The sequence below is a fragment of the Cellvibrio sp. genome (genome assembly GCF_046347455.1).
GTDB lineage: Bacteria > Pseudomonadota > Gammaproteobacteria > Pseudomonadales > Cellvibrionaceae > Cellvibrio.
Genome location: NZ_JAXMGC010000001.1, coordinates 843,662 through 862,322 on the forward strand (window position 1 = coordinate 843,662; position 18,661 = coordinate 862,322).

Annotated in this window: 12 protein-coding genes and 1 riboswitch; of the genes, 4 read left to right on the top strand and 8 right to left on the bottom strand. The window is 47.0% G+C overall.

Annotated features, from left to right (window positions below):
- The first annotated feature begins 45 nt into the window (after nucleotides 1-45).
- Nucleotides 46-1,788: a hydrogenase maturation protein gene (locus U1F02_RS03865; RefSeq protein WP_409989029.1), complete on the top strand. Its 1,743-nt coding sequence runs from the start codon at nucleotides 46-48 to the stop codon at nucleotides 1,786-1,788.
- Nucleotides 1,789-1,870: 82 nt separating this feature from the next.
- Here the strand turns inward: U1F02_RS03865 and U1F02_RS03870 are convergent, their stop codons facing one another.
- The 4 genes from U1F02_RS03870 to thiD form a co-directional block, all read right to left on the bottom strand.
- On the bottom strand, nucleotides 1,871-2,395 hold the full coding sequence (locus U1F02_RS03870) for a DUF1249 domain-containing protein (protein WP_409989030.1): 525 nt from the start codon (nucleotides 2,393-2,395) through the stop codon (nucleotides 1,871-1,873).
- Nucleotides 2,396-2,512: 117 nt separating this feature from the next.
- Nucleotides 2,513-3,136 carry an NUDIX domain-containing protein gene (locus U1F02_RS03875; RefSeq protein WP_409989031.1) on the bottom strand — a complete coding sequence of 208 codons (624 nt, stop codon included), beginning with the start codon at nucleotides 3,134-3,136 and terminating at the stop codon, nucleotides 2,513-2,515.
- Nucleotides 3,137-3,208: 72 nt separating this feature from the next.
- On the bottom strand, nucleotides 3,209-5,119 hold the full coding sequence (gene thiC / locus U1F02_RS03880; protein ID WP_409989032.1) for a phosphomethylpyrimidine synthase ThiC: 1,911 nt from the start codon (nucleotides 5,117-5,119) through the stop codon (nucleotides 3,209-3,211).
- 147 nt (nucleotides 5,120-5,266) lie between these two features.
- Complete coding sequence (thiD, locus tag U1F02_RS03885) at nucleotides 5,267-6,076, bottom strand: bifunctional hydroxymethylpyrimidine kinase/phosphomethylpyrimidine kinase (protein WP_409989033.1); 810 nt, start codon at nucleotides 6,074-6,076, stop codon at nucleotides 5,267-5,269.
- Nucleotides 6,077-6,127: 51 nt separating this feature from the next.
- A riboswitch (TPP riboswitch) is annotated at nucleotides 6,128-6,223 on the bottom strand.
- Between the two features lie 402 nt (nucleotides 6,224-6,625).
- On the opposite strand from thiD, the gene U1F02_RS03890 reads away from it, so the two are divergent.
- On the top strand, nucleotides 6,626-7,996 hold the full coding sequence (locus tag U1F02_RS03890; RefSeq protein ID WP_409989034.1) for a TolC family outer membrane protein: 1,371 nt from the start codon (nucleotides 6,626-6,628) through the stop codon (nucleotides 7,994-7,996).
- 53 nt (nucleotides 7,997-8,049) lie between these two features.
- Here U1F02_RS03890 and waaA read toward each other — a convergent pair whose 3' ends face one another.
- From waaA to U1F02_RS03910, 4 genes are all read right to left on the bottom strand, one after another.
- Nucleotides 8,050-9,315 (bottom strand): lipid IV(A) 3-deoxy-D-manno-octulosonic acid transferase, encoded by a 1,266-nt coding sequence (waaA, locus tag U1F02_RS03895; RefSeq protein WP_409989035.1) that lies wholly within the window; start codon nucleotides 9,313-9,315, stop codon nucleotides 8,050-8,052.
- A 33-nt stretch (nucleotides 9,316-9,348) separates the two neighbouring features.
- Nucleotides 9,349-10,449 (bottom strand): SGNH/GDSL hydrolase family protein, encoded by a 1,101-nt coding sequence (locus U1F02_RS03900; protein WP_409989036.1) that lies wholly within the window; start codon nucleotides 10,447-10,449, stop codon nucleotides 9,349-9,351.
- 71 nt (nucleotides 10,450-10,520) lie between these two features.
- Nucleotides 10,521-11,447 carry a VanZ family protein gene (locus tag U1F02_RS03905; RefSeq protein WP_409989037.1) on the bottom strand — a complete coding sequence of 309 codons (927 nt, stop codon included), beginning with the start codon at nucleotides 11,445-11,447 and terminating at the stop codon, nucleotides 10,521-10,523.
- Nucleotide 11,448: 1 nt separating this feature from the next.
- On the bottom strand, nucleotides 11,449-12,816 hold the full coding sequence (locus tag U1F02_RS03910) for a deoxyguanosinetriphosphate triphosphohydrolase (protein WP_409989038.1): 1,368 nt from the start codon (nucleotides 12,814-12,816) through the stop codon (nucleotides 11,449-11,451).
- A 298-nt stretch (nucleotides 12,817-13,114) separates the two neighbouring features.
- Between U1F02_RS03910 and atzF the strand changes: the two genes are divergently transcribed.
- Complete coding sequence (atzF, locus tag U1F02_RS03915) at nucleotides 13,115-14,902, top strand: allophanate hydrolase (RefSeq protein WP_409989039.1); 1,788 nt, start codon at nucleotides 13,115-13,117, stop codon at nucleotides 14,900-14,902.
- 104 nt (nucleotides 14,903-15,006) lie between these two features.
- Entirely contained in the window at nucleotides 15,007-18,633 is a 3,627-nt protein-coding gene (gene uca, locus U1F02_RS03920; protein WP_409989040.1) for an urea carboxylase, read from the top strand.
- The last annotated feature ends 28 nt before the right edge of the window (nucleotides 18,634-18,661 follow it).

An 18,661-nucleotide genomic window follows, 5' to 3' on the forward strand; every position in this document is an offset into this window, starting at 1 on the left:
TGCGGGCAATGTAATGTTTATCACTAGCTGCAGGCGGAAATTATTTTGAAAATTTTATTGTTTGCTTCCGCATACAACGGTATGTGCCAACGTATGCATAAAGAACTGGAAGAAGAAAATCACCGCGTTTCCATTGAACTTTCCTCCAATGAAAATCAAATGCTTCGCGCCGTGGAGGAATTTCAACCGGAGTTAATTCTTTGCCCATTTTTAAAACATGCTGTACCAGAAAGAATCTGGCGGCATCACCTGTGTTTAATAATCCACCCGGGCATTGAAGGCGACCGCGGTCCATCATCACTTGATTGGGCAATCCAAAGCAAGGTGACGACTTGGGGGGTTACACTACTGCAAGCGGATGCAGAAATGGATGCGGGCGATATTTGGGATACACAGCAATTTGACCTACGCGAAGCATCCAAAGCTAGCCTATACAGGCGCGAAGTTATTTCAACGGCTGTTTCAATGGTTAAAAACCTACTTCATCATTCGCTGTTGGATTCACACTTTAAACCGCGCCCGCTTGACTATGATAACCCTTACGTTAAAGGACAATTTTTACCCTTGATGCGGCAGGATTCGCGCCAAATTAATTGGGCGCAGGACACAACAGAAATTATCGTGCGAAAAATAAATGCCGCCGATAGTTTCCCTGGTGTACTGGACACCATTGCGGGAAACGCGGTGCATCTTTTCGGAGCCAAGGCTGAGCCTCGATTTCATAACGCACCCCCCGGCAAGATCCTTGGGCATCGCGACGGAGCAATTTGCCGTGCAACAATTGATGGTAGTGTGTGGATACGGCAATTAAAAATGGCTCAAAAAGGAGAACAACGTTTTTTTAAACTGGCAAGCATGCAGGTCATTAAACAACAATTTGACAATGCCGACTCATTCTCCGAACTTAAAGCAATTCCGTCAGCTGTTCAAAACGATATAAAGGTACAAATCCTTGGGGGAGTGGCCTATATCACCTTTGATTTTTACAACGGCGCAATGAACACTGAACAATGCCACGAGTTACTCGCACATCTTCGCGAGCTGCGCGAAAATCCCGAAGTTCGGGTTATAACGCTTATGGGCGGTGATGAATTTTGGAGTAACGGAATTCATTTGAATTGTATTCAAGCCGCTGCAGATCCCGCACGTGAATCTTGGCGAAATATTAACGCCATTGATGATGTGGTTCAGGAACTCATCAACATGACCAACAAACTAACGGTGGCGGCATTGCGCAACAACGCGGGCGCTGGTGGCGCCATTATGCCGCTGGCATGCGATAAAGTTTTTGCCCGCGATAGGGTAGTTCTTAACCCGCATTACATCACCATGGGGCTGTTTGGCTCTGAATATTGGACTTATTTACTTCCGCGACGAGTGGGTACAACCAAAGCTAAAGAGCTCACAGAAAGTGGCTTGCCGTTGCTCGCCGTAAAGGCCCACAAGTTCGGCATGGTGGACAAAGTATTGTGTGAAGAATGGAACGTTTATCACACACTCTTGCAACAAGAATGCGAATCGCTCGCGGCAAACGAAAATTTTTTCCGCTTGGTTGAACGCAAACAACAGACCCGCTTGCAAGATGAATCCGAACGGCCTCTGGAATCTTATCGCCATAATGAATTGCAAAAAATGAAGGCCATTTTCGACAACCCACAAAGTACTTATCACCATTTGCGTTACAATTTTGTTTACAAAATCAGCTGTAATCAAACCCCAGCCCGGCTGGTGTATAGGGATATGGAAATGGAGAAAATGGAATCGGATAAAGTTGCTGAGAGCGCCTGATGGCGCTCTGATTAATTACGCCTGATTAAAAGAAGTTAACCCTAAAGCCGTAGAATAAGGGTATGGCTATTTACTTTGCTCTTTAGATTTTTGTGAAATTGATAATCTCATCCATTTCATAACCATGACTCAAACAGCGAGTCAGCAGTTCTCCTAAAAAATGGTTGATTTGCAATTTTTCGTCTCTTTGGTACATGGCTTGATTCGGATAGTCGTAACGCGGACGCAGACGCTTGTGTCCCTCCCACGCCAGCACTTCGGCAAGTTTTGCATCGTGATACATGCGTACCGTAAGTTTCGGCAAGTGTAGCCAGTTTGATACAGCTGTCGTACCAGCCGTGTGAGCCATTTGTAAGGTTGTGGTGTAAGGCGAACGTTCAACAATATTCAAATCAACCAGCCATTGTTGGGCACCCTTACTGACCATAAAACGGTTTTGATCGCCCTGCTGTTGCGCAACAGGCTTTTGAAAATGTTGCACCAGAAGTTTTTGCAAACGAAAGTAGTTAGCTTCGCACTCTGCCATTTGCGATGGCAAGTCAACTTTGTAGCGCTCACGATAAGCGACCGGCGCAGGTGAGGATTTAGCAAAGCCCAATCTATACATAGGTTCTGGCAACTGATGTTAAGAAGTGCGTACAGGCAAATTCGGATCGACTCGCCTGTATCGGTTGTTTACTGAAGTGTTAGCCAGACTCGCGGTTAAGTCAATCAGAAAATGGATTTATTCTTGGCCGTGAATTTTACGTAGGCGCTCACGATTCATTTGTAACCATTGCAAACAAATAAGTGCGGCTGCGTTATTGAAGCTTCCACCTAATAATTCGGCAAACACGTCGTCAGCCGCGAAACAATGCAAGTTAATATCTTCATTTTCATCTGCTAAACCGTGAATACCGCCAGCGCTGGTTAAATCGCTTAAGGCACAATAAAGGAAAAGCTTTTCATCACTGCCACCAGGGCTGGATAGGAAATCGCAAATAAACTCCAAGTGGTAGGGAGTTACATTAGCTTCTTCTATAAGTTCGCGTCGTGCAACCGCTTCGGGTTCTTCACCTTCTTCTACCATTCCGGCAACAACTTCATACAACCATGGGCCGTTCGCTTCGTCCATTGCACCCACACGGAATTGCTCAATCAACCCAATCAAATCATGAACAGGGTCATAAAGAACAACGGCAACCGCATTACCGCGCAAAAAAATCTCGCGGTTCATGTTTTTACTCCACCCACCTTTAAAAAGTTTATGGCGAAGGCTAATTTTTTCAACGCGAAAAAAACGTTCGTAGAGCGTTTCACGCCCAAGGACTTCAACGTCGTTGCAATTGAACTGTGGTTTTTTAATCATAATTATTCGACAACTTTACACATTCGCAACAACCAGTAGCTTTCAATAGCGGGCTACTGGTTGTTGTTAGGATTAAACCTTATGATAAATTTCTGAGCCCTTGGCCAAAAATTCTTTAGATTTTTGCTGCATCTCGGCTTCAACATCTATCATTTTGATAATGTCTTTTTCGCCAATAACAGAAATATCCGTACCATTTTTTGCAGCGTAGTCGCGCACCTCTTGGGTGATTTTCATGGAGCAGAATTTTGGGCCGCACATAGAGCAGAAGTGCGCAACCTTGGCGGATTCTTTCGGCAGGGTTTCGTCGTGATATGAACGCGCCGTGTCAGGATCGAGCCCCAAATTAAATTGATCTTCCCAACGGAATTCAAAACGCGCTTTCGACAAAGCGTTGTCACGCAACTGCGCACCTGGGTGACCTTTCGCCAAATCTGCGGCGTGTGCTGCAATTTTGTAGGTGATGATGCCTTCTTTCACATCATCTTTATTTGGCAAACCTAAATGCTCTTTTGGGGTTACGTAGCAGAGCATTGCGCAACCATACCAACCAATCATAGCGGCGCCAATACCGGAGGTAATGTGGTCGTAACCGGGAGCGATGTCGGTCGTCAATGGGCCAAGCGTGTAGAAAGGTGCTTCATCACACACTTCCAATTGCTTTTCCATGTTCTCTTTAATCATATGCATGGGCACGTGGCCGGGGCCTTCAATCATGACTTGTACATCATGCTTCCACGCAATTTTTGTTAACTCGCCAAGGGTTTCCAATTCACCGAATTGTGCTTCGTCGTTTGCATCGGCAATTGAACCCGGACGCAAACCATCGCCCAATGAAAAACTCACATCGTAAGCTTTCATGATTTCACAAATTTCTTCGAAGTGGGTGTAGAGGAAATTTTCTTTGTGATGCGCAAGACACCACTTAGCCATAATCGAACCACCGCGCGAAACAATACCGGTTACACGTTTGGCTGTGAGTGGAACATAACGCAATAAAACGCCAGCGTGGATAGTGAAGTAGTCAACGCCCTGCTCTGCTTGTTCAATCAAAGTATCGCGGAAAATTTCCCAAGTTAAATCTTCGGCAATGCCGTTAACTTTTTCGAGTGCTTGATAAATAGGTACAGTACCAATAGGTACGTGTGAATTGCGAATGATCCACTCGCGGGTTTCGTGAATGTTTTTACCGGTAGACAAATCCATTACCGTATCTGCACCCCAACGCGCGCCCCACGTGAGTTTTTCAACTTCTTCTTCAATGGAAGAACCGAGCGCGGAATTGCCAATATTGCCGTTAATTTTCACGAGGAAATTACGGCCAATAATCATCGGCTCAACTTCGGGGTGGTTAATATTCGCGGGAATAATCGCACGACCGCGCGCTACTTCACTGCGCACAAATTCCGGCGTAATTTCGTCGGGAATACTTGCACCAAAACTCATGCCTTTGTGTTGTTCATCCAAAATGCCAAGCTCACGAGCTTGCGCCAGCGCCATGTTTTCACGGATAGCGATGTATTCCATTTCGGGAGTAATGATGCCGCGTTTCGCGTAGTGCATTTGCGATACGTTCATACCAAGTTTTGCGCGGCGTGGCTTGCGCGTAAGGTTAAAACGCAAGGCTGCGAGTTTCGGATCATTCAAGCGTTCGTTGGTAAATGCGGAATGGCTTTCATCCAATATTTCAGTGTCATTGCGCTCTTCAATCCAGGCAGTGCGAACATCCGGCAAACCGGTGCGCAAATCGATTTTTACGTTGGGATCGGTGTATGGACCAGAGGTGTCGTATACACGCACCGGTGGATTTTTTTCGCCGCCAAAATCGGTGGGAGTGTCGGCCAGCGTAATTTCACGCATGGGCACACGAATGTCTGGGCGAGAGCCTTCCACATACATTTTTTGTGAGCCGGTGAAGGGCTGCACGGAAGCTTGGTCTACTTGTGCACTTTCGCTCAGAATTTTTTCTACGCTGCTGTTCATGGTTGTTTCTCTTTGTTGAAAATTTTACCCCTCTCCCTACCCCTCTCCCGCAAGGGGAGAGGGAAACAGAGGCTCGCAAGCCTTGAACTCGCGCGCGATGCACTAACTCCCCTCTCCCTTGACGGGAGAGGGGCTGGGGAGAGGGTGCTAATAAAACTTATAAAAATGATGAACAGGACCAGAGCCCTGCCCAATTGTTAATTCGTTTGAATGCAATAACGCATTGTGTAAATAGTCTTTAGCTTGCGCGACTGCATCGCGCGAGCTCAAATTTTTAGCCAACCCCGCCGCAATGGCTGAGGCCAAGGTACAACCTGTACCGTGGGTGTTTTTAGTGTCTATGCGCTGCGCGCTAAAAAGCTCTACCCCCGTACTGGTTAGCAACAAATCCGTTGCATCGTAGCCACTGCCGTGCCCACCTTTGACTAGAACGGCTTGTGCTCCCATCGCTAACAGACTTCGGGCTTGCAGCTCCATTTCAGCGATTGAACTGGCTACAGGTGCAGCTAAAAGCGCCGCTGCCTCCAATAAATTTGGGGTCAGAATTGTCGCACGCGGAATCAATCGATTGATGAGCGTGCTAATAGCGTCTTCGGCCAAGAGTCTGTCACCGCTGGTGGCGACCATCACAGGATCAAGCACCAAGGGAATCTGATTCTCTGCCAAGGATTCCGCAACAGCCTGAATAATATCCGCCGTCGCCAACATGCCGGTTTTAATGGCACCGACCTTAATATCGCTCAGCACCGATTTGATCTGTGCCTGCACAAATTCAGGCGGAACAGGGAACACACCCTGCACGCCTTGCGTATTTTGCGCCGTGAGCGAGCTGATTGCGCTACAACCGTAAACACCCAAGGCCGCAAAGGTTTTGAGATCCGCCTGAATACCCGCACCACCACCGCTGTCGCTACCGGCGATAGTCATTGCAATGGGCGTGGGTTGGATCGAATTCATGGGGTTTCCGCTTTGAAGATCTATGGCGCGGAAAAGAGAGGGCGGCACATTGCCAAAGGAGCTCTCGTTCCCTACGCCGGTACTAACCGGATCAGGTCTGCGGGTATATCTCAGCTTAATTTGACAAAAGCACCCCGACAAGAAGCCTCGCAGTCTATTGAACTGGGCGGGGGGTGTAAAGCAATTGCAACGTCTTATAGCCTAGTCATTTAGACCAACCCAAACTTATGCTCAACCGCTGCCGCCTTCAAACTGCCACCTTGTGAATTTAGTCTTGCAAGCCGCTTACATTTGTAACTACACCCGTTGGGCACAAGTGTTTACCCTTTTTAACTTGTTGATTTCAGTTCCAAAGCTCGACCGGTCACAGCCAACCCGCTAAACTCGGCCTTTCTCATTTAAGGGTGAATCCAAAGGCTGTGAAGCCGCGTCTAAGCTAGGGCTTACGGACATTTTGCAGCCACGGCTGTACATTTTTTTACCTTACTTTTTATCAAGTTATCTCGGAATCTTTTACCCTCAGGATTTTTTATGAAAGAGTCGTTCTCTATGAAAAAGTCAAAGCTTTGCCTGGCTATTGGTTTACTTGCGTTAGCGCCTTTTGGAGCCAGTGCGAACACCCTTCTGGACATTTATGAGCTTGCACTCAAAAACGATGCACAAATGAAAGCCAATACCGCTAGCTATGAAGCAGGCAAAGAATACGCAGCTATTGCTCGCGCTGGCCTGCTTCCACAAGTGAATGCTCGCTACAACTACTCCGATGGTAAAAGTGATTACAAAGATATACCCACCAACCTGGGCCGTAATGGCGAAACCAACACCAAAGCTAAAGACTGGGGTATTACCTTAGACCAACCGCTGTTTAACATGTCCGCATGGTATGACTACAAACGCGGTCAAAAACTGAGCGAGCAGGCAGAAGCCCTGTTTGGCGCCGATCAACAAAGCCTGATTGTTCGCGTGGCCAGCGCTTACTTTAATGTTTTGCGTTCTGTGGATAAATTGGAAACAAGCATTGCGGAACAAAATGCGTTCGCACATCAACTTGATCAAGTGAAACAACGTTTTGATGTAGGCCTTGTTGCAATTACTGATGTTCACGAAGCACAAGCGGCTTATGACAGTGCTCTGGCAGCAACACTAGAAGCTCGCGGCAGCTTGAGTATTAGCTACGAAGCTCTGGAAGTGTTAACAGGCAAACCCGAAGATCAAATCGCTCCCTTGTCAGAAAAATTCCCAGTTGTCGCGCCGGTTCCTGCTGACCGCGCCGAGTGGGTTAATTTTGCGCTGAAAAATAACTACAACCTGAAGGCATCTAAATTTAACGCTGAAGCCGCTGCAAACAGCGCAGATTCCGCACGGGCTGATTTCTTACCAACTGTTACCGCCAGCTTGGGTCGTACGAAGAGAAATACTGACGGTGATTTTGAAAACAATCCTTTCGAAAACGAGAACAAAGGTTCATCTGTTAGCGTGGGTGTAAATATTCCGATTTTCAGTGGATTGCGTACGTCCAGCCTCGCTCGCCAAGCAGTATCTTTGGGCCTGCAAGCGCAAGAGCAATACAACAGCACACAACGCAACACTATTCAAAATGCCCGCGCATTACACTTGTCCGTGGAAACAGATGTGGCGCGCGTAACCGCACGTAAACAAGCCACGATTTCAAACCAAAGTGCGCTGGAAGCGACCCAAGCGGGTTACGAAGTGGGTACCCGCAACTTAGTTGAAGTATTGCAAGCGCAAAGCAAGCTGTACCAAGCTCGTCGCGATTACTCGAACGCGCTTTACGACTACGTGATTGATACCATTAAGTTGCGCGAAGTTGCCGGTATGCTGACCCCAGCAGACGTACAAGAAGTGGATAAGTGGTTGCAAGAAGGCGCCCCTGTTCTCCGCTCCAAATACGAGAAGTAATCTCTCGGAAATAAAAAAACCGCGCTAAGCGCGGTTTTTTTTCGTATCGACATTTATAAAAACTGTTCAATTATCTTTAAGGTTTTTTCCAAAGCACCGCGATTTTCATTGGCGACCTGTAAAGCAGCTGCACCTCGGTTCGCTCGTGCGTGACTATCTTTCACCAAAACTTCAACAGCAGCAGCCAGCTCTGAATCAGGCACTAATTGCAGCGCATTTGCGGTTTCTAACAAACCGGCGACTTCCGCAAAATTAAACACATGCGCGCCACTCAACAAAGGTAAGGCCCAAGCGGCAGGTTCAATAAAATTGTGGCCGCCGTTAGGGACTAAACTTCCGCCTACAAACGCAATATCGCTAGCGCCAAACATTAGCAACAATTCGCCCATGGTATCGCCGAGGATGATATCTGTTCCGGGAGCAACGGATTTTTCGCTGCGACGAGAAACCATATAACCACGGTTACCGCACAAACTCGCAACAGTGTTGAATCGCTCTGGGTGACGAGGAACCAGCACCAACCGCACATATTGATCCGTGAGATTTTTTTTCAGCCGACCGAAGGCATCCAAAATAATTTCATCTTCGCCCTGATGGGTGCTGGCGGCGATCCAGACCACATATTTTCCATGCTCTGACCATTCTTCTTTTAACCGTTGGGCATTGAGACGCAACTCGTCGCTCAAGGTTAAATCGAACTTGATGTTACCCGTGACTTCGGTATTTCCGGTAGGCAATCCAATTCGATGAAAACGTGCCGCATCGGTTTTATTCTGAACCAAACCTTTAGTTAATTCGTGCAGCATAGGGGCAGTCAGGCCTGAAAACTTTTCGTATCCACGAGCGGACTTTTCAGACATGCGCCCGTTTACCAATAACGTTGGAATCTTGCGTTTGGCGCAGGCTGCAATAGTATTTGGCCAAAGTTCTGTTTCCATAATCAGTAACAATGAAGGCTTGATGCGGCGAATAAAACGCACAAGCACATCTGGCAAATCATATGGCGCATAAACGTGATAAACGCTATCACCCAAACTTGCGCGAACACGTTCAGAACCCGTAGGTGTTGTAGTGGTGATGACCAGCTGCAAATCATCCTTCGCTTGTAACTGACGAATCAGTGGCAGAGCGGCGATAAACTCACCCACAGAAACCGTGTGAAACCAAACTACTTTTTTGTTCGTAACGAGGGGCTTGATAAAAGCGAAGCGTTCACTCCACCGTTTAGCATACGCAGGTGCTGCCATAGCACGCCACAATAAGCGCAACATAACGAACGGAATTGAGCAGTAAAAAATCAGGGTGTAAATAAAACGCATCGCTATACCTTGTTAGCTGGCCACTGCGGTGACTTACCAATTCATTTTTTGTTTAATCAAAGCTGTCAATTTGGCTGCGTTAGCCTGGTGCTGCTTCACGCGTGGATGAGCTTCATAGCCAGTGAATTCAAAAAACAGCGTATCCATTTTTTTATTTTCACTCGGATTTTCTTGCTTCATGCGCTCGACGGCTGTCGTGACATACCCCGGCCATTTTGATCCTGCTTTGGTTGCATCCATACTTCCTAGTGCGCAAACAATGTAAGCCTTGGGATATTTACCACGAATCGTTTTTACAAAATCTATATAGGCTTGAATGCGCTGTTCATCGTTTGGATTAGGATTCAGACGATGTTCGCGATCTGTCAACCAAGCATCATTTTGAAATAGATTAATAACGACCACATCAGGTATCCAACTGGAGAAATTCCATTGCGTATCGTTATTCCCCACCGCGCTGAGCTGATCGTAAAACTGGGGCATAATAAACGGAAACCAGCTAACCATAACACCAATGCCGCTTTGTGATGTTACGTGCAACTCAGCATTGAGATCGCGTGCAGCAATCGCATCGTATGCCATAAAATTATTTTTATCTTTCGGCAAATGATCCGGGCCGTCATCAGGAGACTCGTTCGCCATACCGCTTGTAATCGAATCGCCAAAAAATTCGATCTTACGCTTTAAGCGTGGCGGCGGTGCTAATAACTTCGCGTGATCTGCCAGCTCAATACCTTTAATTGTAGTGCCCCCCTCCTCTCCCTCGGTGCGCTTGGTAAAAAGAAAACTATGCTTACCTTCAGCCAACTTATCCGCTACCACATAGGTTTTTTCACCCTTTTCCGCCTGAATGATAATAGGGTGTTGAAGATCGCCATCAATAAAGACATTAAAAAAGTTTTTGCCAAGCTGATCATCAAGCGTAAAAGCCAAAGATTGGCCGGTAAAATTTCCGGCAATCGAAGTACCGGGCCAAGATATTTGTGGTTGTTGTGGAGATGTAAAATCAACGCGACCAGTGTATTGCAAGTGTTTATCACCACCTGATATTTTCGTAGTAGCAACCGCTGGTGTAACGCATAAACAAAAGCAAACCGCTAATAAGCACTGCTTAATTAGATTGGAGTTATTCATAAGATGTTCCTTAACAGTTGTTATATTTTGGAGAGCCATTATTTTTGTAGATAGCTGAATATCTTTGAACCTTATTCTAACCGAATATTATCTATATAAATAACGCGCGCTTGCGGCAACTGTTTTGCGTACAAAATAACTTCAGAAACCTGCGTTAAATCCATAGATCGAGTGGCAGGCCCCTGTTTAATTTCATCCAACGAAAATTGTAAGTGGTTCCACCCCGACGCAAGACTTATCTGTTTGTTAAAACGATCTGAATCTACCCAGCCACTGGTATCATGTTGCACATCATTTACGCGCAACATCATGTTGAGCTGCAGCGAATCCGGGTTATAGATATCAATATTAAATTTTTTGTAGGAACTCCAATCGCGGGTCAAGCGAGTAAAGGAAATACCCCCATAAGCACCTGTACCCAACCGAACTTTGGCCGAGTAACTACCTTGACTATGGTAATCGCTAGACCTCTGAGCATTTTTTAATCCGTACATTGCAATTGAAGATTCAAATCCCTCTAACAGCGGAAACTGATTGAACGAGTTGATTCGTACAGCCAACTCGCCCGAAATAGACATCAGTAACGGCAAGCAAGCAGAAAGCGACACTATACGTGCGCGCCACACCCATTTATTTGCGCGCCGAAACCAAGACAAACCTATAGAGGTACCGGCCAAATCGTTGAGCAAATCTTGCCAATTACCATCCCGGCCAACCTGCGCCTGGATAATCTCAATTAATCCGCCGCCGATAAATACACAGGCCAGCATTGCTAAACAGATACGCCAACGGCTTACATCAAATATCCTGCTAAAAACAAAGGCTAAAACCACAAAAAAGATAATGTGGCCTGAATCCCACAGAGCGCAAAAAAGTTTGGTTGACCCCGGTGTTGGGCCGCCTAAAAAAAAGAATGGAAAAGCTGCTAATACAACCAATAAGGCAACAACAAAACTTAGACTCTTTTTTGTGCTGAAGAATGAGTAGACTGCTCCCATATTAGTAGCGCGAATCGCCCATTCCATTAAATTGTTTAGCAAGGTTGGTGGCGTAGTTGTCGGTCATACCACTGATAAAATCAATCACCGCCATAAGCGCCAAGTATTTGTAATTTTTTTCACGCTTACTTACGTTGGGATGAAAATTATTGTCGCCAATTAATGCCATGACACGATTATCTTTGTAGGTCATCTGTTTTGGATCACCGAGCGATGCGTAAACCGCACCGCAAATTGTGCTTAATAGTGTACCTATGACCGCGTAAGCACCTATTTCTAATTCAACACGACGCGCATGATTAAAAATTTTTCGTTTCGCCAAATCTTTGGCCGCTTGTACGGCAGTCATTACTTTAGGATCACATAACGAAATTAAATCGCCGTCCACACTACCGTTCAAAAATGCATCTTGGTGCTTGATAAACGCATCAGTGCCGGCATTAATAAATGCGTCAATCACTTTGCCGCGAACTAACGCAGGTTTGCGGCCATCGTTTACTTTTTTAAGTGTGCGCTCCAAATCAGCCAGCTGCGGCGAATCTTCAATCACTGGCCGCAATAGTTCATAAATTTCATTCCAATTCAGAATGCCCATTTCAAGGCCATCTTCCAAATCAATAATGCCGTAACAAAAATCGTCCGCGGCTTCCATCAAGTACACAAGCGGATGACGGCAATACCAATTCTTTCCTTTTTCAATCAAACCGGTTTTTGCGGCAATTTCATGGAAATAACCTAGCTCCGATTGAAATACACCATATTTATTATTTTTTGGGCGATGATTTAACACTGTCGCCGTAGAGCACCAGGGGTACTTCATGGAAGACGCGAGAGTCGCGTAGGTTAGACGCATGCCTTCGTGATACTGATGATATTCAGATGTAGTTAAAACTCGCAGACCTTGAGCGTTACCTTCAAAGACACGAATATCGTCGCGCTCCTCGGGCGACAAATCCTCCAAAAACACTGCGCCGTCTTTTTGAAACCAACTGCGAATTGCATCTTCGCCTGTGTGGCCAAAGGGAGGGTTGCCTATATCGTGAGCAAGGCACGTCGCCTGGACTATATCGCCAATATCAGTGGGCCAAATGTGATCCGGCAAATCACCTGCATCTTTCAAGGCTTGCCCAACGCGAATTCCCAAAGTGCGCCCCACGCAGGCGACCTCCAAGCTATGAGTCATGCGGTTGTGAATATGATCATTGGTCGCGAGAGGATGAACTTGGGTTTTGCGCGCAAGGCGGCGGAACGCGCCCGAGAAAATAATTTTGTCGTGATCAGAGTGAAAAGGTGAACGCCCCTCTTCGTGCTTAGCGACACGCTTCCCCAAGCGCTCTGCGCAGAGAAGTTGATTCCAATTCATTGCCATAAGTGTAACAACCTTGTTCGCGGTTCAATTGATCAAATTAAATTCAAACTGGCGCACCAGTTTAGCTCTTTTTAAATTTCGTCTCGCACAATATAAGCGCACCGCACTCAAATCCATCTTGTATTTTTAAAAAAACAAGATTTTTATAAGTCATTTAACTTATTGTTTTTTCTTGTGTTTATTTATTGTAACACGGCTTTTATTAGAGCCTGATTTTTCTTGGCATAGTTACTGCAAAATCCAAAAAAAGCAATCTTGTATTCAAGATGGTATTTAAGATTTTTACGCAGGAACAATAATGACAAGCACTTTGGGCTGGACAATATCAGAATGGTTAGACGCTTACCGCTCACAAACCATCAATGTGCGCGACGCTTTGCATTCTCTTCGCAATCAACTGGATTCCAATGATCCCGCCTGGATTTATATTCTCTCTGCCGATGAGCTCGACGCACAAATTAACGCGCTGCCTTCCAGCGAACTTCCACTCTACGGTGTTCCTTTTGCAGTTAAAGACAACATTGATGTAGCAGGCATTCCAACCACAGCTGCTTGCCCTGCATTTACCTACATTCCAGGTGAAGATGCCACCACTATCGCGCGCCTCAAAGCAGCAGGCGCGATTGTGCTAGGTAAAACAAACCTTGATCAATTTGCTACTGGTCTTGTGGGCACGCGGTCACCTTACGGTGCCGTGCCCAACTCTTTTAAGGCCAATTACGTTTCTGGTGGCTCAAGTTCGGGTTCGGGCGTGACCGTTGCACGCGGACTTGTCCCTTTTAGCTTGGGCACTGATACCGCAGGCTCAGGCCGCATTCCCGCTGGCTTTAACAATATTGTTGGATTGAAACCCACCAAAGGGCGCTTTAGTACTAGCGGCGTTGTACCTGCATGCCGCAGTCTTGATTGCGTTTCTATTTTTTCGCTCACCGTTGCAGATGCAGAAACCGTTGCAAATGTTCTCGACGCATTTGACAGTAAAGATGGCTACTCACGCATTGCGCCAGCACCAGCCACTTACTTTCCGAGCAAACCCCGTTTCGCTATTCCCCAATCACCTGAGTGGTTCGGCGACGAACAATCGCAAGCCGCGTGGGAATCATCGCTTACACAATTAGAAGCCGTGGGTGCAGAACTCATCGAAATTGATTTCACACCCATGTTCACACTCGCCAAGCTTCTTTACGGTGGCGCGTGGGTAGCAGAACGCCACGCGGTTGTTGCTGATTTTATGGCCGAACACGCGGACGATATGAATTCTGTTGTACGCGGCATTATCGAAAAAGCCGAAGGTTTTTCCGCAACTGATGCTTACCGTGGTGAGTATCGTCGCGCAGATTTAGCGCGCGAAATTCAAACACTCATGAGCGGATTTGACGCGCTTTTGGTTCCAACTTCACCGCGTCACCCAACCATTGCAGAAGTAGAAGCAGCACCCGTTGAAGTCAACAGCCAACTCGGCACTTACACGAATTTTGTAAACCTTGCAGATTGCTCAGCGCTCGCCCTCCCCGCAGTAATGCGGGCGGATGGCTTGCCATTTGGTATCACCTTAATTGCGCCCGCGTGGCAAGACGCAGCGCTCGCCGCTTTTGGTAAACAATGGCAAAACTTCATTCAATTACCGCTCGGCAATACACAAAAATCCGCACCGAAATTTAATGCACCAACAACAGCGCCAACAGGTTATGTGCGACTCGCCGTTGTGGGTGCGCACCTAACTGGAATGCCGCTGAATATTCAATTGCAAGAACGCAAAGCGCTTTTTGTTGAAAGCACTTTCACTGCAGATTCCTATCGTCTTTTTGCATTGCCGAATACCACACCACCCAAGCCCGGATTAATTCGCACCAAAGCAGGTGAAACCGGTGCAGAAATTATTGTGGAGTTGTGGGATGTACCCCTTCAGCACTTCGGCAGTTTTGTTGCGCTTATTCCTGCACCGCTTGGTATAGGCACACTCAGCTTGAAAGATGGTCGCGAAGTAAAAGGTTTTATTTGCGAAGGTGCCGCTGTCGAAGGCGCCACTGATATTACACATATGGGCGGCTGGCGCGCTTACATCAAATCGCTGCAGAAAAATTAACCCCACCCCAGCCCTCCCCTTGAAAAGAGGAGGGGGCTAACTCCTCCCCCTTTTTAAGGGGGAGGTTGGGAGGGGGTTTAAAAAAATTAAAATCGGAGAAGAACATGTTTCATACCGTATTGATTGCAAACCGTGGCGAAATCGCCGTTCGCATCGCCAAAACCTTAAAGAAAATGGGCGTTAAATCGGTAGCGATTTATTCTGATGCCGACCGTAACTCAGCACACGTTACCGCGTGCGATGTCGCCGTTTGTTTAGGTGGAAACACAGCAGCAGAAAGTTATTTACAAGCTGATCGTATTCTTGCCGCTGCCAAAGAGACCGGCGCGCAAGCAATTATTCCCGGTTACGGCTTCCTTTCGGAAAACGCAAAATTTGCGGAGCAATGTGAAGCAGAGGGTATTGCATTCTGCGGTCCTACTCCGGATCAAATGCGTCAATTCGGTTTAAAACATACCTCACGTGAAATTGCCGAAAAAGCAGGCGTGCCTTTAACACCCGGTACTGGCTTATTAAATTCGTTGGAAGAAGCAACAGCGGCAGCCGCTAAGTTGGGTTACCCCGTTATGCTAAAAAGCACCGCAGGTGGCGGTGGCATTGGTTTAACACGCTGCAACAGCGAAGAAGAATTAGTTAACGCCTATGAAAGCGTAAAACGCCTCGGGCAAAACTTTTTTAGCGATAGCGGTGTATTCCTTGAACGCTTTGTGGATAACGCGCGTCACGTAGAAGTTCAAATTTTTGGTGATGGTTTAGGCAAGGTATTGGCATTAGGCGAACGCGATTGTTCTTTGCAACGCCGCAACCAAAAAGTGGTTGAAGAGACACCCGCACCTAATTTACCCGCCGCAACACGCGAGAAATTATTAGCTGCATCGCAAAGTTTGGGCGAAGCCGTTAAATATCGCTCAGCGGGTACAGTGGAATATATTTATGATGCTGCGCGCGATGCGTTTTATTTTCTAGAAGTAAACACTCGTCTGCAGGTAGAACACCCCATCACCGAAGCCTGCACTGGCGTTGATTTGGTTGAATGGATGATTTTAACCGCGGCCGGCATGCCACCGTCTTTTGATATAGATATCACACCCAAAGGCGCAGCCATTGAAGTGCGCTTGTACGCGGAAGATCCCGTGCGCGATTTCCAACCATCGCCCGGCGTATTAACCGACGTTCTATTTTCAGATTCCGCGCGCAACGACACTTGGGTTTCAACGGGCACTGAAGTATCGCCCTACTACGACCCCATGATCGCAAAAATTATTGTGCATGGCAGTGATCGTGCTGATGCGATTAAAAAAATGCAAGCAGCACTCAACGAAACGCGTATGGCTGGCATTGCAACCAATTTGGATTATTTACGCCAAATTATTGCATCTGATTTTTTTGGCAATGGCGATGTCGCCACCAACAAACTCGCGAGCTTCGAGTACAATGCACCGGTTGTTGAAGTATTGCAGCCAGGTACTTACACCAGCATTCAAGATTACCCAGGCCGCGTAGGTCTTTGGAGTGTGGGCGTTCCACCTTCAGGCCCTATGGATGATTACGCATTTCGTTTGGCAAACCGCATTGTGGGCAACCATGAAAGTGCTGCTGCGTTGGAAATTACCTTGGTTGGGCCAAAGCTACGTTTCCATAGCGATGCCGTAATTGCGATTACCGGCGCGAAATCGCCTGCGAAATTAGATGGTGAATTAATTCCATTCTGGGCACCGGTTCCCGTAAAAGCCGGACAAATTCTTGACGTGGGCAAAGCAGAATCTGGTTGCAGAAGTTATCTCGCCGTACGCAATGGTTTTGATGTTCCTGTTTACTTAGGCAGCCGTTCAACTTTCGCATTAGGTCAATTCGGTGGTCACGCAGGCCGCACTCTGCGCGCAACCGATATGCTTGCGGTTAGCAATCCTGAAATTCCTGCATGCACCACACCAGCACCGAGTTTCACACCGGCTGCCGCACCTACCGCGCTTATTCCAAGCTACCCCACAAATGGCGAATGGGAAATTGGTGTGCTCTACGGCCCCCATGGCGCGCCCGATTTTTTCACACAAGATGCAATCGACATGTTCTTCTCAACAGCGTGGGAAGTGCATTACAACTCTAACCGCCTAGGCATTCGTTTGAATGGACCAAAGCCCACCTGGACTCGTAGCGATGGTGGCGAAGCCGGTTTGCATCCATCCAACATTCACGACACTGAATACGCAATTGGATCCATCAATTTTACCGGCGACATGCCCGTTATTCTCACTAAAGATGGCCCAAGTCTCGGCGGGTTTGTTTGCCCTGTCACCATCGTAAAAGCAGAATTGTGGAAAGTTGGCCAAGTAAAACCCGGCGACAAAATTCGCTTCAAGCGTTTAAGTTTCGATGCAGCACTCGCGCTGGAATTAGCGGCTGATAAATCTATCGAAACGCTAACCGCGCCAGCAGAATTAGTTTTGCCTGCCGTAGTTGCACCTGCAAATACTATTTCTGAATGCATAGTGGCAGCGCTGCCGGCATCGGGTAATCGCCCACTCGTCAGCTACCGCCAAGCGGGCGACAAATATATTTTGCTGGAGTACGGCGATAACATTTTAGAGCTTAGCTTGCGCTTACGTGTGTACGCATTAATGGAAGCATTAAAAGCTAATCCTATTAAAGGCGTGATCGAATTATCACCTGGCGTTCGTTCGCTTCAAATTAATTATGACAGCCGTGTCATTCACCAACAAGATTTGATCGCAAAATTACTGGTTATTGAAGAAACCTTAACCGATGCACGCGATGTAAAAGTACCCAGCCGCATTGTTTATATGCCCATGGCGTTTGAAGATTCGGCAACACTGGATGCCGTGTCACGCTATCGCCAATCCGTTCGCGACACCGCACCTTGGTTGCCGAGCAATACAGAATTTATGCGTCGTATTAACGGGCTCGATTCTGTTGCGCAAGTTAAACAAATCATTTTCGATACCAGTTACATGGTACTCGGATTGGGTGATGTTTATCTCGGTGCACCTTGTGCGGTTCCGGTTGACCCACGCCACCGCTTATTAACATCCAAGTACAACCCAGCACGCACTTACACAGCCGAAGGCACTGTAGGCATTGGTGGTGTTTACATGTGCATTTACGGCATGGATTCACCCGGCGGCTATCAACTGGTGGGGCGCACCTTACCGATTTGGAACAAATTCCTGAAAAATTCTGATTTTGAAAATGGTGAGCCTTGGTTACTCAAATTCTTTGACCGCGTTCGCTATTACGAAGTCACCGAAGAAGAACTCACCGCACAGCGTGAAGCTTTCCGCGAAGGAAAATTAAACCTTCGTATAGAAGAAAGTTTCTTCAGCCTAGCCGAGCACGAAAAATTCCTGCAAGACAATGCCGCCAGCATTGCGGAATTTAAAACCAAACAACAAGCCGCGTTTACACAAGAAGTTGCCTTGTGGCAAGCAGACGAGCAAGCGCAAGTTGACGCAGCTCTGCAAGTTAAAACCAATACCGGGCCAATTGATGTAGACGGCCACGCGGTAACAGCAGATATCAGCGGAAATATTTGGAAGCTACTCGTAGAGCCAGGCCAATTGGTAGAACCCGATCAGCCTTTGTTAATTGTTGAAGCAATGAAAATGGAGTTTTCAGTCTACGCCGACCGTGCAGCGAAAGTGAGTTCAATTCACTGCGCACCCGGCAAGCAGGTTAACGCGGGCGATTTACTGGTAGTGCTTGAAGAAAGCTAAATAATTAGCTCTTAAAAAATTAAAAGCA